16 protein-coding genes and 2 pseudogenes are annotated in these 14906 nt (G+C 65.8%); 7 read left to right on the top strand and 11 right to left on the bottom strand.

All coding sequences use genetic code 11. The annotated features are described in order from the left end of the window. The first annotated feature begins 152 nt into the window (after window positions 1-152). Complete coding sequence (locus BYZ73_RS19655; protein WP_112317355.1) at window positions 153-581, top strand: GFA family protein; 429 nt, start codon at window positions 153-155, stop codon at window positions 579-581. Window positions 582-756: 175 nt separating this feature from the next. Here BYZ73_RS19655 and BYZ73_RS19650 read toward each other — a convergent pair whose 3' ends face one another. The 4 genes from BYZ73_RS19650 to BYZ73_RS19635 all read right to left on the bottom strand — a co-directional run bounded on the left by BYZ73_RS19650 (window position 757) and on the right by BYZ73_RS19635 (window position 3641). Then, window positions 757-1143 (bottom strand): AAA+ family ATPase, encoded by a 387-nt coding sequence (locus tag BYZ73_RS19650; RefSeq protein WP_112317354.1) that lies wholly within the window; start codon window positions 1141-1143, stop codon window positions 757-759. Window positions 1144-1207: 64 nt separating this feature from the next. Next, window positions 1208-2239: an endonuclease/exonuclease/phosphatase family protein gene (locus BYZ73_RS19645; protein WP_112317353.1), complete on the bottom strand. Its 1032-nt coding sequence runs from the start codon at window positions 2237-2239 to the stop codon at window positions 1208-1210. Then, window positions 2236-2919, bottom strand: a complete 684-nt coding sequence (locus BYZ73_RS19640) for a molecular chaperone DjiA (protein ID WP_108028426.1) — start codon at window positions 2917-2919, stop codon at window positions 2236-2238. The genes BYZ73_RS19645 and BYZ73_RS19640 overlap by 4 nt, the downstream gene beginning before the upstream one ends. Before the next feature lie 104 nt (window positions 2920-3023). Next, window positions 3024-3641, bottom strand: a complete 618-nt coding sequence (locus BYZ73_RS19635) for a VOC family protein (RefSeq protein WP_112317352.1) — start codon at window positions 3639-3641, stop codon at window positions 3024-3026. A 115-nt stretch (window positions 3642-3756) separates the two neighbouring features. Between BYZ73_RS19635 and nhaA the strand changes: the two genes are divergently transcribed. Together nhaA and BYZ73_RS19625 are read left to right on the top strand one after the other, a co-directional pair. Next, complete coding sequence (gene nhaA, locus BYZ73_RS19630; protein WP_112317351.1) at window positions 3757-4944, top strand: Na+/H+ antiporter NhaA; 1188 nt, start codon at window positions 3757-3759, stop codon at window positions 4942-4944. Window positions 4945-5251: 307 nt separating this feature from the next. Further along, entirely contained in the window at window positions 5252-6454 is a 1203-nt protein-coding gene (locus tag BYZ73_RS19625; RefSeq protein ID WP_112317350.1) for a permease, read from the top strand. Between the two features lie 295 nt (window positions 6455-6749). Here the strand turns inward: BYZ73_RS19625 and BYZ73_RS19620 are convergent, their stop codons facing one another. The 4 genes from BYZ73_RS19620 to BYZ73_RS19605 form a co-directional block, all read right to left on the bottom strand. After that, window positions 6750-6998: a DUF982 domain-containing protein gene (locus BYZ73_RS19620; protein ID WP_108028469.1), complete on the bottom strand. Its 249-nt coding sequence runs from the start codon at window positions 6996-6998 to the stop codon at window positions 6750-6752. Between the two features lie 411 nt (window positions 6999-7409). Then, window positions 7410-7616: a cold-shock protein gene (locus BYZ73_RS19615; protein ID WP_075787603.1), complete on the bottom strand. Its 207-nt coding sequence runs from the start codon at window positions 7614-7616 to the stop codon at window positions 7410-7412. 572 nt (window positions 7617-8188) lie between these two features. Beyond that, a complete protein-coding gene (locus BYZ73_RS19610; RefSeq protein WP_112317357.1) occupies window positions 8189-8530 on the bottom strand; it encodes a zinc ribbon domain-containing protein YjdM in 342 nt (113 codons plus the stop codon). Between the two features lie 465 nt (window positions 8531-8995). After that, the gene (locus tag BYZ73_RS19605) at window positions 8996-10177 is read right to left on the bottom strand and encodes an amidase family protein (RefSeq protein ID WP_220086863.1); all 1182 of its coding nucleotides are present in this window, start codon (window positions 10175-10177) and stop codon (window positions 8996-8998) included. Between the two features lie 249 nt (window positions 10178-10426). Between BYZ73_RS19605 and BYZ73_RS19600 the strand changes: the two genes are divergently transcribed. Next, window positions 10427-11059, top strand: a complete 633-nt coding sequence (locus BYZ73_RS19600; protein WP_112317348.1) for a tyrosine-type recombinase/integrase — start codon at window positions 10427-10429, stop codon at window positions 11057-11059. A gap of 29 nt (window positions 11060-11088) precedes the next feature. On the opposite strand, the gene BYZ73_RS19595 is transcribed toward BYZ73_RS19600, so the two are convergent. Further along, window positions 11089-11274 carry a terminase large subunit domain-containing protein gene (locus tag BYZ73_RS19595; protein WP_245943242.1) on the bottom strand — a complete coding sequence of 62 codons (186 nt, stop codon included), beginning with the start codon at window positions 11272-11274 and terminating at the stop codon, window positions 11089-11091. Between the two features lie 101 nt (window positions 11275-11375). Here BYZ73_RS19595 and BYZ73_RS24205 point away from each other — a divergent pair, with 101 nt between their 5' ends. Then, complete coding sequence (locus BYZ73_RS24205) at window positions 11376-12008, top strand: hypothetical protein (protein WP_181498121.1); 633 nt, start codon at window positions 11376-11378, stop codon at window positions 12006-12008. A gap of 133 nt (window positions 12009-12141) precedes the next feature. Continuing rightward, window positions 12142-12261, top strand: a pseudogene (locus tag BYZ73_RS19585) (ZinT/AdcA family metal-binding protein); the annotation flags it as partial. Window positions 12262-12547: 286 nt separating this feature from the next. Here the strand turns inward: BYZ73_RS19585 and BYZ73_RS19580 are convergent. Next, window positions 12548-13444 carry a helix-turn-helix transcriptional regulator gene (locus BYZ73_RS19580; RefSeq protein ID WP_245943241.1) on the bottom strand — a complete coding sequence of 299 codons (897 nt, stop codon included), beginning with the start codon at window positions 13442-13444 and terminating at the stop codon, window positions 12548-12550. A gap of 67 nt (window positions 13445-13511) precedes the next feature. Here BYZ73_RS19580 and BYZ73_RS19575 point away from each other — a divergent pair, with 67 nt between their 5' ends. After that, window positions 13512-14372, top strand: coding sequence for a DMT family transporter (locus tag BYZ73_RS19575; protein WP_112317347.1), 861 nt, complete (start codon window positions 13512-13514; stop codon window positions 14370-14372). A 346-nt stretch (window positions 14373-14718) separates the two neighbouring features. Here BYZ73_RS19575 and BYZ73_RS22910 read toward each other — a convergent pair. After that, a pseudogene (locus BYZ73_RS22910) lies at window positions 14719-14906 on the bottom strand (iron ABC transporter substrate-binding protein); the annotation flags it as partial.

Genomic DNA, 14906 nt, shown 5'->3' with positions numbered 1-14906 from the left:
CCGCCCCGCCACCTCCCAAGACAGACGGAAGTCTTAATCGACCCGCGCCGGGCGCCAGGCGTAGCATTGGGCGTTGCCAGGGCATGGCGCCCGGCGCGGACGGTCCGGCACAAGACCAGAAGAGACCGGGCCCCAAGGGAGGAGATGACCCGATGTCCAGCTATGACGGCGGATGCGCCCATGTGCATACCCATGCCGACCACGACCCGATCGACAACCACACCTGCCATTGTTCGGTCTGCAAGCGGGTGACCGGCCAGCCCACGACCCATGTGGTCTTCTTCAAGCATGGCGATCTTGCCGCCGAGGGCGGCGCGATGAAGCGGGTGCCCTTCAACGACCAGAACCCGGACGGGCCGCTGGAAATCTGCATCTGCGAGGAATGCGGCACGCCGATCATGCTGGACGACAAGCAGGGCCGCATCCGCGCCGTGGTGCCGAACCTGATGGGCTTCAGCGCCGAGATGCCCGCGACCTATCACGCCTTCTACGACCCCGCGACGGGGGTGCCGAAACCCGATGACGGGCGGCCGGTCTATGAGGGGCTCCGCCCCGATTTCGTCTGGCCCCAGCCGTCCTGACGGACGGCGGGCCGGCGGGGGCGCCGGAACGCCCGGGTTCCGGCGCCCTTCCCGCCTGCGGCCCACTTGCCTGGGGTCGTCTCGTCTGAGGCCGTGTCATCTGGGATCGACGTGCCTTGGGCCGTCTCGTAGGGGGCTGTCTGGCCTGCGCGCGGCCCGCCTTCGCCCGACGCCGTCAGATCTCGATATCGTCGTTCTGATCGGGATCGGCGATGGGCGGCGCGTCGGGCTTGCGGCGGATGATGATGTCGCCGTTCGGCAGACGTTCGGGCATCTCGTAGGCATCGAGGTCGTCGATCAGGTCCATCAGCCGCGACAGCACCGGCTCGGCCGCCTCGGCGAAATCCTTCATCCGGGGCTGGATCTCGTCCCCGAGCCCCTTGAAGAGCTTGCGCATCCCCTCGCCCAGAAGATCGAGCCCCTCGCCCAGATCGTCGTCCTGCCTGTTGGCGCCGCCGGTGCCGTCGAGCGGCGCACCGTCCTGGGCCGCGACAGGCGGCGCCGCAAGCGACAGGGCCAGCAGAAGGGCGATCAGCGGGGTATGGGCGGCCGTGCGAGTCATGACATCAGTATAGGCGCCGCGCGGCGGAAAATGAACCGGCTGCGCACATCGGGTCGCGGGCGCGTCACAGCGCGATGTCGAGGCTGACCGGGAAATGGTCCGAGGCGGTCAAGAGCGCCTCGCGCAGCTCGGGCACCCGGTAAAGGTCGGGGTCGTCGAAGGGATGCCAGATCCGCCAGGCGGGCCCCCGCGCGCGCAGATCGGGCGAGACCAGCACATAGTCGAGCAGCGCCGACAGATAACGCCCGGTCGCGGGCACGTAGAACCGCGCCGAGGCCGGTTGCGCCGCAAGAAGCCCCTGCAACGCCTCGCGCGCATGGGGATCGAACAGCCGCCGGTCGGGCGGTCCGTCCTGCCCCAGCACGATCTCGAGCCCCGAGCGGCCGAAGAGCTTTTCATATTCGTCGAGCCCCGGCCCGTCATTGAGATCGCCCAGCACGATCAGCGGCTCGCCGGCCTCCAGATGCGTCTCGACCCGCTGCCGAAGCCAGATGCACTGGGCCAGCTGCTTGCGGCGGTTCTCGATCGAGATGCGGATCACCTCCTCAGGGCTGCGCGCCCCGTGCGGCGCCTTCGACTTGGCATGGACCCCGATCATCCGCAGCCGGGCACCCGCAGCGGTTTCGACCGCCAGTTCCAGCGGCGGCTTTGAAAACCGGATCAGATCGGGCGCGGCATCGACATCAAGATCCCAGCGGAACACGCCGTCGAAACGCGGCGCCTCGCGCGCGCCCTTGCGGCCGGTGGGCTGGCCCTGCGGATCGTGCCGCGCCGCTAGCCTGTCGGGATCGTAAAGCAGCGCGATTTCCTGCTGGGTGTCGTTGGCGAACCCGATCACCGCGCGCCGGGCCCTGAGCGCGAAGGCCTGCGCGAAGCTTTCCAGCGCCCGGACCGTGCTACGCCGCCCGTTCTGGTCGGGCGCCTCGATCACCATCACCGCATCGGCGTCGAGCGCGGTAAAGACAATCCCCAGCGCCTCGATCTGGGCATGCCGCGTCAGCCCGTGCCGCCCCGACGGGCCGTCATCGTCCAGAAGCGCGCCCGCATCGTCGAAGAGCGCGTTGAACCATTCGACATTATAGGTGACGATCCTCACGCCGCGCGTTCCGCGACGATGGCCTCCCAGGCCTGATTGACCGCCACCAGCCGCCGTTCGGCCAGCTTGATCGCCTCTTCTGGCACGCCGCGCGCCTGCATCCGGTCGGGATGGGTCTCGCGCACCTCGGCGCGCCAGACCTTGCGGATGGCGTCCAGATCGTCCTCGGGATCGACCCCCAGCACCGCATAGGGATCGGGCACCGCCTCGGGCACGAAGCGGGTCCGCAGCGTGCGGAACTGGCGAGCGCTCAGCCCGAAGATCTCGGCCACCCGGGCGAGAAAGGCATCCTCGTCGGGGTGATAGTCGCCATCGGCGAGCGCAATGAAGAAGAGCCCCTCCATCAGGTCCCAAAGCGGCGCCTCGGTCTCGCGGAACATGCGGCGAATGCGGCGGGCGTAATCCTCGAAGCCCGCCACGTCCTGCCGGGCCAGATCGAAGACCCGGGCCGCATTGGCCTCTTCGCCGGGCGGAATGGTGAAGACCTCGCGGAAGGCCGCCACCTCGTCGCGAGTGACCCGGCCATCGGCCTTGGCCATCTTGGCGCCCAGCGCGATCACCGCGATGGTGAAGGCGACGGTGCGCTCGGGCGGCGTGCGCAGCCGGTCGAAAACGGCCGCAAGGCTTTCGCCCTTGGCAAGGGCGGAAACGGCGTCGGCGATGCGGGACCAGAGCGACATGCGCAGAGCTTAGCCCGCCAGCGCGGCAGAGTCAGGTCGGGCATTCGGCCGCCCTGACGGTGTCGCCGCGGCAAGCCCTGCCGCTTTTCGGCAAATATTCGCCATCATTCGAGAATCCGGCGCCCATGGGGCGTGTCGATCAGCGCCCGAAGCGCCGGTTCCGGCCCCGGATGCACCGCCACCAGCGGATCGTCCAGCAGGCCTTCGAGCGCATGGCACAGATCGTCCGCGCGCGGGTGATAAAGCTCGAGCCCCACCAGACGGCACCCGGTATCGGGCAGCATCGCCACCGGATGCAGACCGCCCTGCCATTCGATCAGCGCGGGGAAAAGCCCGTCGAAGGGCAGCTCTCCGTCCTCCGGCACCGCCATCCGCCAGCGCAGATCGCCCCGCGCGAAATCCATCGGCCGCCCCGTCCCCGCCGGTGCCTGCGGCAAGGCCGCCGTCAGCTCGGCGGTGCGCGCGACCCAGGCGGCGGGCCGCGGCCGGCCCCGGAACCGGTCGAGCCCGAACCAGCGCGCGCGGTTCGGCGGCGGCGCTTCGGGGTCGATGGCAATCACTTCGAGATAGAGCGCGGGGCTCAGCCGCAGCAGCCGGTTATGGGTGCCCATCGCCTCATGCCGCCCGCCCGCGGCCAGACGCACCCCAAGCGCGGCCTCGACGGCGGCCACGCCCTCGTCCAGCGTTGCGGCCGCAATGGCCAGATGATCGAGTTCAAGCATCGCATGTCCCGCGTTTTGCGGCAGTTTCAGGGCTGGATCGCCCCACCCGCAATTGACTTCCCGAGGCCAGACCCCATCTGGCAGACAGACAATCCAGTAAAAATCGGGAAGTTCAATGCTGCTCCGCGCGCTCGACAAGTTTTTCGGCCACGAAGCCTCTGGTGGTATCCTGCTCATGCTTGCGGCGCTGGCCGCGCTCATCGTCGCCAACTCCTCGCTGCAACCCGCCTATGACAGCGCGCTCGGCGCGACCTTCTCGGTGCTCTTGAATGGCGAGGGGCTGGAAAAGCCCCTGATCCTGTGGATCAACGACGGGCTGATGGCGGTGTTCTTCTTCCTGATCGGCCTGGAGCTCAAGCGCGAGATGCGCGAGGGCAAGCTTAAGAAACCCGCCGACGTGGTCTTGCCGGGGATGGCGGCGGTCGGCGGCATGGTGGTGCCCGCGCTGATCTTCGCAGCCTTCAACTGGAGCAGCCCGGAAACCCTGTCAGGCTGGGCAATTCCGGCCGCGACCGACATCGCCTTCGCGCTGGGGGTGCTGGCGCTTCTGGGCGACCGGGTCCCGGCGGCGCTGAAGGTGTTCCTGCTGACGCTGGCGATCCTCGACGATCTGGGGGCCATCGTCATCATCGCGCTGTTCTACACCGCCGATCTGAAGATCGACTACCTGTTCCTGGCGCTGATCCCGCTGGCCGGGCTGATCTGGCTGAATCTCCGGGGCGCACACCGGATCGCGCCGATGATCCTCTTGGGCACGATCATGTGGTTCTTCGTGCTGAAATCGGGGGTGCATGCGACCATCGCGGGCGTGGTGACGGCCTTCTGCATCCCGCTGACCGACAAATGGGGCAAGTCCCCGCTGCATGCGCTGGAACATGCGCTGTCGCCCTATGTGCTGTACCTGATCCTGCCGATCTTCGCCTTCGGGAATGCGGGGGTGGTGCTGACCGGCATCTCGCTGTCGGACCTGCTGCAGCCGCTGCCGCTGGGCGTGGCGCTGGGGCTGGTGATCGGCAAGCAGCTTGGGGTCTTCGCGGTGACCTTCGCCATGGTCAAGTCCGGGCTTGCCCGCCTGCCCGAGGGCGTCGGCTGGATGCATATCTACGGGCTCTCCTGCCTCGCCGGGATCGGCTTCACGATGTCGCTTTTCATCGGCTCGCTCAGCTATGGCGATCCGACGATGATGAACGACGTGCGCCTGGGCGTGCTGTGCGGCTCGGCGATCTCGGCGATTCTGGGCTATGCCGCCTTGCGTCTGATCGCGACGCCCGCCACGGCGAAACAGGTCGCCGCGGCGCGGTGACCGCCCCCCTGCGCATTCGCCCGCCCACGGGCGAATGCGACCGCGCCGGTCGGCTGTCGCGCTGAGGATTGCGTGTCCAGGCCTTGCGGCGCCAGAACCTAAATCATCGGAAGTTCATGCGACCTCAGCACCATAATGGCCGAGGTTTTCCGGAACAAATAAAGAACATACCATGACTCCGGGAAACTGGTCGCGGCACCCATTCTCCGCAGCCTCCCCTCTTGCCCCGGGTCATTGATTTCCCCGCATTCCTTGACCTTCCAGCTGGTGGAAGCCCCATCCTGCCGATCAGGAAAGGAGGCACACGATGGTGAATTTTGTCGACACCTGGAACACTGCGGCCCTGACATCGCTGGGGCTTTTCTGGATGGCGTTCTGGGCCTTCGGCCTCGGCTACCTGATTTCGTCGATGATCCAGGTCTTCGTCACGCGGGCCCGAATGCGAAAGAGCATGGGCAAGGCCGGCCTGAAGAGCGTCGGGCTCGGCACACTCTTCGGGTTCATTTCCAGTTCCTGCTCGTTTGCCGCGCTGGCGACCACCCGGTCGCTGTTTGCCAAGGGCGCGGGGCTGGTGCCGTCCCTGGCCTTCCTGCTGGCCTCGACCAATCTGGTGATCGAACTGGGGATCGTGATCTCGGTCTTCCTGGCGTGGCAGTTCGTCGTCGCCGAATATGTCGGCGGGCTTCTCCTGATCGCGCTGATGTGGATCGTCGTCGCCCTGACCCGGCCGAGGCGACTGATCGAACGCGCCCGAGAGAAGGCGGAAGCCGCCGAGGGCGACGACGACGCGGACGTGCCGGACTGGAAGGATCTTATCGCCAGTCTCGACGGCTGGGGGCGGGTCGCCTCCCGCTATGTCATGGAATGGAAGATGGTCTGGAAGGACGTCACCATCGGGTTCACCGTGGCCGGGATCATCGCTGCCTTCGTCCCGCGCGCCTTCTTCGAGGCGCTCTTCGTCGGGGCGGGAAGCGGCGACCCGTCCCTCTGGGAGATCGCGCTTCAGGCCCTCGTGGGACCGGTCGCGGCATTCTTCACCTTCATCGGGTCCATGGGGAACATCCCCCTGGCGGCCGTGCTCTACTCGAACGGTGTCAGCTTTGCCGGCATCATGGCTTTCATCTTCTCCGATCTCGTGGTGTTCCCGATCCTCAGGATCCAGGCGTCCTATTACGGATGGCGGATGGCGGCCTATATCTTGGCGGTCTTTCTCGTCGTGCTTGTGGCTGCGGCCCTGATCCTGCATCTGGGCTTTGGCGCGCTTGGCCTTCTGCCCGACCCCGGCACCGCCCAAAGCGTGACGGATCGCACCTTCTTCGCCGTCGACTACACGCTTGTCCTGAACCTCGTCTTCGCCGCGCTCTCGGTGGGATTTCTTGTCTGGAAGGCGCGACGGCACGGCCTGGATCTGACCTTGCCGGTTGCCCCGGGCGAGCGTGTCCTCTTCGGCCTCGCGATCCTGTCCTTCGGTTGGCTTGCGCTCGGAATGATCGTGCCTGCGCTGCTCTGATCCCCCCTCACGCGAGACCAAGCGGCGCCTGCGGACCGCGGGCCCCCCGCCGCCCGAAGGGACCAGGGGGACGGCTGCCGAGAACCACCCTTGGGCGGCCTTGGGCCAACCCCTCCGGCGGGCCCGGGGATCGTCATTCGTCTTCGCTGCGGCTTGTTCTGGCGGTCGCGGACGCACGAAAGCGAGGGACCTGCCGTTCCGCACCACGCAAACGCGTCTTGGACCCGCACCGGCGGAACCTCTCGCGCGCGCTGCGGCCGCTCTGCGCCAGTGAAGCGCACCGTCTCCTTGAAGACTATTCCGCGCCCGCAGGTGCAAACCCGGCAGAGAGGGCTGCGACCAGAAAAGCCCGGCGAGCCTCCTCAACGGAACTCATGCATTCCATCGCCGACTCGACCTTGGCAAGCGCCGTATGCCGAGCCCCATCCGAAACCGGCCATCTGCGACGCAGCCAATAGCGGACCTTCTCTATCGTTCCAAAGCGCTCGACATCGCCGTCATGCGACGTCGTCAGCATCATGGGTTGCCCCCATTGAATTTCCATCATTCGTAAAGTCTTTCTTTTTCAGTTCGTTCCGCCCGCCACACATGGGCAGGCATTGCTCAGCCAACCTGCAAGGGACGGCGCGAGGACAAAGTGGACTCGGACCAGCACCCCACCCGGTCAGACCCTGACCATGTGCGTCGGTTGCGCGGCATATCTGAGCGGAGACAGGGGCGTTTCGGTCGGCCCCGCCGTGATGGCGGAGCCTCGAACGCCTTGAGCTTCGGATTTCGCCAGGTCCGGCAGGCTAAGTGCATCCGCGGCGGGTTGCGCCTTGTCCAACCGGAGACTTCGGGGTCTCGAAGCTCATGCTGCTATTGTGTCGCAAGAGGAAACGCGGCGGGCCTCATGAGCCCGAGGTTTCCCTTCTGGAAGCTGTAACACCCGCGAGCGGGGATTACAGAGATGGCCTCACGCAAGCGCCAGATTGGTCGCGGACTCACGGCCGTCGCGGCCGGTTTCGACATCGAAGGTGACCTTCTGTCCGTCATCGATGCGGCTGATGCCAGCGCGCTCGACGGCCGAGATATGAAGGAAGATGTCCTTGCTGCCGTGTTCCGGTTGAATGAAGCCGAAGCCTTTGGTTGCGTTGAACCATTTCACGGTGCCATTGGCCATATCCGTGTTCTCCATGATAGTGCTGCCCGCATAATCGCGGCAGCCCGGCAAAAGTCGATCCAAGTCGATCAACCGAAACCGGGTAAGCGGCAGCAGCATTTCGAAGAGAAAGAACGTAAGCCCGCCTTGTATGCGGGCCATGGCCTGTCAATGCAAGGATTCTTTTCTCAAGGGTTGAGAAAGAGATATCCCTGCCCCGGATTCTCGGGCCTGTTCAACGCTTTATACGGTATTCGCGTGTCGACCACAGGGGGGCGCACCGGACCAGACCGATCCGGTGGTGAGGCCCGCTGCTGCCGGTGGGTGCCATTCATGGTGAGCGCTGCAGATGACCGCGCAGGCAGCCCCTTGGCTGTCGCTCACCTTGCCGAAGCGTCGGAACCACTGATGCTCCGAACCGGACATTGGGCATTGTGAAAGACGCTGCAATGCATCGTTCTCATGGCTGCCGTTGGTACGGGCAACTGTCCTCTGCAGGATTTGCCGCCACCCGCAGACCAAACTGCCGTCTTATGACGCCGATGCTCCATATCCGGCCAGAAGGGTTCTGCCTGGGGTTCACGCCCGGCGGACTACCCAGACACTTTCTTAACGAACTGAGATTTCAGGCTCATCTGGCCCATTCCCGGAATTTTACAGTCGATGTCGTGATCGCCGTCGACCAACCGAATGCCCCGCACTTTGGTTCCGACCTTAACCACCAACGAAGACCCTTTGACCTTCAAGTCCTTGATAACGGTAACTGTGTCGCCGTCGGCAAGGACGTTCCCGACGCTGTCACGCACGTCGGAAGCTGTTTCGGCCAGATCGTCGGGCACCCACTCGTGTCCGCATTCTGGGCAGTTCAACAGAGCATCGACCTGATAGACGTAAGTCGAGGAACATTCGGGGCATGGCGGCAATGTATCTGTCATGGGGTACGCCAATAGCCTGACGAACGTCCGGAGTACAGCGGAGGTTCCTCACTATAGAGAATACAAGGGCCCAAGTCGCCCGGTCACGGCCGATGTGACAAAGGAGCACAGCCCCACCCCAAAGCGGTCGGACATCCTGGGGTCCGGCTGCGCCGGAATTACCCTTGCTGCCGATACTGTTGAAAAACTCGACTACACCGCCACGACACCGCGCTCGATGGAAAATAGCTCTGATTCCTCACGACAGTGCTCCGAAAACTGGCCTCCTCCGCCGCCCTGAGGAACAGCATTCCGGCTGCGGATGGACTTCAGGCCGCAGCATGAGCTTTTCAACAGTATCTGCCGATAGCCGCCGTTCGGTCCCCCAAGCCCGATCCAGCAGCGGATCACGGAAGCGGCCGTTCATCCCCGCTGCTGCATGCACTCAGGCCACCAAGGTCAGCAGTGCGCCGACGAAGCGGACGTTTAACCGGCTTGCGGACCGAGAATTTCCGAAAGCGCCACCAAAAGAGCTTCGTCCTGATAATGCCCGGCGGCGAAGGACAGGCCGACCGGGCAGCCTTCGGCCGCCAGCAGAGGCGCCGAGATCTCGGGAAGGCGCCCAACCCCTGAGAATGCCGTAAGGGTCATCGTGGGATCGTAGAACGCCGTCACCGCCTCGAGCGTGTCAAGCGTCCCTTTCAGCGGCGCCGCGGTCGGCGTGGTCGGGAAGCAGATGATCGTGCCCGGTGGAAGCGCCGCGTTGATCTGCTGGAAGAACCGCTCGCTTCGCGCCAGGCTTTCCAGCGCGGCGATCCGGTCGAACCGCCGCACGTTGCCATATGCCAGGGCGAAGGTCGCGCCCAGCTCGGGCCGGGTGGCCTCGATCCAGTTGCCGACCGTGCTCTGGAATTCCGCCGTCTGCAGGTCGCGCAGCGCCTTCAGATTGCAGTCGCTCAGGGGCACGTCTTCGCCGATGAGCTCGCCAAAGCGGATCGGCTCGGCGACAAGGCCGGTGCGCCGGGTGATCTCGTCCAGGGCCGCGCGCAGCTGTTGCTGCACGGCGGGCAAGGCGAGCTCGACCGCGTCGCCCAGCACCAAAAGGCGGCGCGGCGCGGCCACCGGGGCTGTTCGGCTGTTCAGCAGGACACGCGCCACGGTTTCGAGCAGCGGGAGGCTCGCGGCAAGGATGCCGACCGTGCTGACACTCGGCATGAAGGGAAGCACCCCCGCCTCGGAGATGCGATGCAGCGAGGGACGCATTCCCCAGATCCCGCAGAGGCTTGCAGGAACGCGCACCGAACCGCCCGAATCCGTGCCGATCGAGAAATCGGCCAGCCCGTTGGCAACGGAAGCGGCCGAGCCGCTCGACGATCCACCGGGCACCCGCCCTGGCGCCTTGGCATTCTGCGGCGTGCCGAAAAACTGGCTTTCGCCATCCAGGCTATAGGTGAATTCATCCGCGACGGCTTTGCCCACGCAGTGCGCCCCGGCGGCAAGAAGCTGATCGACGCAGAGGGCGTTGTGGACCGGCGCGGGATGGGTGTCCCGCCAGGCGGGGCTGCCGAACGAGGTGCGATGCCCGGCGATGTCGATGTTGTCCTTCACAGTGAAGCACGCGCCGCTCAGGGGCCCATCATTCAACGGTGGAAGATCGAGCGCCGCCACGAGAGCGTTGATTGGATCGCGGGAAGAGGCTGTCGACATGCCTGCGGGTACCGCGACGCGCCCGGAGGGGCAAGTGGTCGTGCTCCATCTGGCCCAAACCTGCGCATTCCGCCCGTTCGGACGAGGCGCGCCGTCCGTCGAGATGGGCCACAGGGCTTGCCCCATCCGCCTTTTCGAAGCCCGTGCTATCATGATGTACCAACGTCGGATTGGTGTCGTGGCGGGGCGAGGCGGATGGGAGGAACCGTCATGCCAACTGCCAACCTGCCTGCCATTCGCGCCTGCCGCCCGGCCTGGAACAAGGGCCGCGTCGTCGGCCAGAAACGCCCGCTGATGCCGAAACACGTCTGGGCCATCCGCGTGCGCCTGGAGATCGCCGAGAACCACCGCGACCTCGCCCTGTTCAACCTCGCCATCGACAGCAAACTCCGGGGCTGCGATCTCGTGAAACTCAAGGTCCCGGATGTCTACGCGGCGGGTCAGGTCAAGGAGCGTGCCTCGATCATCCAGAGCAAGACGCAGCGCCCGGTCCGGTTCGAGATCACCGAAGGCACGCGCAGCTCACTGACGCGTTGGATGGGCGAGCCCCTGATGGTAGGCTCGGAATACCTCTGGCCGGGGCGGTTCCACGAACGCCTTCACATTTCGACCCGCCAATACGCCCGCCTCGTCCGGGAATGGGTGCGTTCCATCGGGCTGGACCCGACCTCCTATGGCACGCATTCCATGCGGCGCACCAAGGTCGCCCAGATCTACCGGAAAACGGGCAACCTGCGGGCGGTGCAGTTGCTGCTCGGGCACACCAAGATGGACAGCACCGTCCGCTACCTCGGCGTCGAACTCGAGGACGCGCTGGCGATATCGGAGAGCGTCGAGATATGAAAACGATGGGCCGCCTTCACAGGCGGCCCTTAGGCAAAGAAGCTGTCGTCCTGGACATCGCCGCGCAGCACGGTCTCGGAATACTCGCGCAGTTCGCCGCAGATCGAGGCCAAGTCGGCCCCCGCCGAGGTGATCGCCCAGTCGATGGGTTGCGCCCGGGCGATCATCGAATTGACCACCACCTCGGCCAGTTCGCGGTCGGTCCAGCGGTGCACCTCGTCGCGGGCGACAAAGCTGGGGTTGATGCCATCGGCCGAGTTGCCGTGGCGGCTGGTCCTGCGACCTGCTGCCCGCCGAGGAAGCCACGAACCGCCACATGATCTGCGATATCCGCGAGGTGCTGGATCTCGGCTGGGGTCTGCTGGCGGTCATGCATCCGCCCTGCACCCGGCTCTGCAATTCGGGCCTGCGCTGGCTGCATGTGCCGCCGACCAACGCCCCGGCCGAGGCGCAGCCGGACGAGCGCGCCGCCTGGCCGAACCTGCCCGAAGAGGCCCGCCGCGCCATCATGTGGTGGCTGCTCGACGAGGGCGCCGCGCTCTTCTCGGCCTGCTGGCGGGCGCCGATTCCGCGCGTCGCGGTCGAGAACCCGGTGATGCACCCGCATGGCCGCGCCCGCCTGCCCGGCGACCTGCCCAAACCGCAGATCGTCCACGCAAGGAATATCGCCGCACGCTCGACCAGATCAGAGCGAAGAACGGGTCGAAGGATTTCACGCGCCTGCGCCGCCGCGACGTCATCGCGGCCCGCGACACCTATGCAGGGCAATGGCGAAAAGCAAACGCGATGGTCGAAATGCTTTCCATACTCGCGCGCCATGCGCGGGATCTGGAATGGATCGACTTCAACCCGGCCGAAAGCGTCGAGAAGCTCAAAGGCGGCAGTTACGAACCGTGGCCGCCCTGGGCACTTGACGCCTTTTCGCGCGAAGCCGAAGGCACCGCCTTGACGGCCTGCCGCCTGGGCGTGGGAAAGGGCCAGCGCCTTGGCGACCTGTGCAAGATGGAATGGGACCACTATGACGGCGAGGCCATCGCTGTCGTGCAGGGAAAGACCGGTCAGCGCCTATGGGTGGCATGCCCTTCCACCTCTACTGGGGCGACGACCGGGCGGCGCTGCTCGAGGAAGTCACCAACTGGCCGACCTACTACCCCGCCGACCTGAGCGGCGAGGCCGTGGCCCAGGAGATGATGGCCCACTGATCCGACATTCCCGGGCGACCCTGCGGGGCCGTCCATGACCCACACCATCGGCACGAAGGGACCTGACATGCCATCCACGGACATGTGCGGCGAACGGCAGTGAGGTCCCGCTCTCCCGACTTTGCGGCTCCAGGGCGCGCTGCAACAGCAGTGAACGGCCGCTTTCGTGATCCGCTGACGGATCGAGCTTGGGCGACCGAACGGCGGCTATCGGCAGCGAGCGCCCGCGCGGACGGCCCGAGGCGCTCTAGCGCCATGCTGCGATGCCGCAGGTCCGCTCCGAGCCCTAACTGTTTCTGGGGCTGTCCTTTACCGCACGCCGCCAGCCGGCGGGAGTCGTCGAGGTCGCAGCCTTGAACGCGCGGGTGAAGTGGCTCTGGCTGGCAAAGCCACAGGTGTCGGCGATCTGAACGAGTGGGGCCGGGCCGCTCAGGAGACCTTTGGCGCGGTCGATACGGCGCTCTGTGATCCATGCGTGAAGTGCCATGCCGCGGGAGACGCGGAACATGCGGTGAAGATGGAAGGGCGAGAGATCAGCGAGTGCAGCGAGGTCCGACAGGCGAATTGCCTCGTCGAGATGCGCGTCGATCCATTCGTCAAGACGGCTCAGGATATGGGGCGCGAGGCCACCTCTGAGGATGGCGGGTCGAGGCGCGAGCCCTCCGACCAGTTCGGCAAGGACGGCGTCCGCCAGAAGGATGCTACCAGACGATGCGGCACCGGCAAGCGCTCCGAGGAGTCCGGCGAGGGCCGGCATTTCGGCGAAGGTCACCTCCGGCAAGTCGAGCCGGCGGGCGTCGCAATAATGCGTCCGGGCGAAATCGGCGCGCAGGCGATCGTCGGGCAGGTAAAGATGGACGAAGCGGAAGGGGGTCGTGATCTCCCATTCCGATGTCTGCCCGTCTGGAAAGATGCAGACCGCGCCAGGCCAGCCCGACACGCCCTTCGCATCCAGGCGCCGCGTCCCGGTTCCGCCCTCCAAGTAGAGGCTGAAGACATGTCCCCGTGTTGCATCGTAGGTAATACGGTCGTTCCTATTCTCCCAGACCGTGATGCCGCGCCCGCGCCCCATCTCGAGCGTGGCAGCCGCGTGGGCCACCGGAGAGCGGGAAAGAGAGTCGTGAACGGAGGCCATGTCGACTTCTACGCCTGCCCGCAGCAGTCTGAAACGGTCGAGAGCCATTCCAGCGCAAGATCGTGCAAAGATTCTCCGTGAGGATGGCGTACATGGCGCGGCAAAGGAGCCGCCCATGACAACACCCGTTCTCTTTGTCCTAACCGTCCTCATCTGGGGAACGACATGGATCGCCATCGCCGCTCAGGTCGGTGAGGTGCCGGTGATGGTGTCGATCTTCTACCGCTTCACGCTCGCCGGGCTTCTGATGCTGGCGGGCCTCGTGGCGTTGGGAAGGCTCAGGCGACCGGCGGTGTGGAGGTTTGTCGTGGTGCAGGCGCTCTGCCTGTTCTGCCTGAACTTCGTGGGGCTTTATAGCGCGACGTCACTGGTGCCTTCGGGGCTCGTCTCGGTGATCTTTTCCCTCGCCTCGATCTTCAACGCCGTGAACGCGCGTATCTTCTTCGGCGATGGGATCAGTCGGCAGACGGTGCTGGCCGGAGCGCTGGGCGTCGCGGGGCTCGCCTGCCTCTTCTGGCCCGACATCGACATCCAGGCGGGGGCCTCCACGCTGCGCGGCATAGGCTGGGCGGTGATCGGGACCCTGTTCTTTTCATGGGGCAACATGGCCTCGCGGCAGAACGCGCGGCTTGGCGTGACGCCGGTGATTGCGAATGCCTGGGGGATGGGGATCGGTGCGATATGCCTCCTCGGCCTTCTCACGGTCACCGGCCAGCCCCTCGTCCTGCCGCATGGCGGCCTCTACTGGACGGCGCTTGTCTATCTCGCGGTCGCAGGCTCCGTCCTGGGCTTCACCGCGTATCTGATGCTGGTCGGCCGCATCGGCTCTGCCAAGGCGGGTTATGCCACCGTTCTCTTTCCCATCGTCGCGCTCACCGCTTCGACGATGTTCGAGGGGTACGAATGGAGCATCATGTCTGTCCTGGGCGTCGTGCTCGCGGCGCTTGGCAACGTCGTTATGTTCCTCAGGCGGTAGCACTGCCGTTTTAAATGTCCGCTTGGTCCGCTCTCCGGACCTTGGCGGCTCCAGGGCCGCGTGCTGCAACCGCGATGAACGGCCGCTTTCGTGATCCACAGGCAGCGGAGGCCGGGGCGCTCAACGACGGCTATCGGCAGGGAGCAGCAGGCGGACCGACCGCGCGCTTGGCGGTTGACGTCGCCTGGACGCTCTCTGCCGCGCAGCGTCTCCGAACCGGTCGTTTGTCCTCGGTGCAGCAAGCTGTCCCTTACGGAAGTCCGCAGTGCGGTGGTACCGATGCCATCACCGAGGCGCGCCAGTGCGATGGCCATGACCCAGCGCCTGCAGCGGCGGTGCCGCGCGCTCACTCACCCGGATGCCCGGCAGTACCCAGAAGCCCGTCCAGCGCCGCCCGGTCGGGCGTCACGCCGTAGAAAAGCGTGTAGAACCGGGTCACCTCGGCCTCGATGTCGATGCAGGCCTCTTCGGGATAAAGCTTCTCGGCCAGCCATTTCAGCCCGATCAGGCGGTTGACCGAAGGCGGGCTGTCGA

Source organism: Rhodovulum viride (assembly GCF_003265965.1).
Classification (GTDB): Bacteria; Pseudomonadota; Alphaproteobacteria; order Rhodobacterales; family Rhodobacteraceae; genus Rhodovulum; species Rhodovulum kholense.
This window is presented reverse-complemented; position numbering and strand designations above follow the sequence as displayed.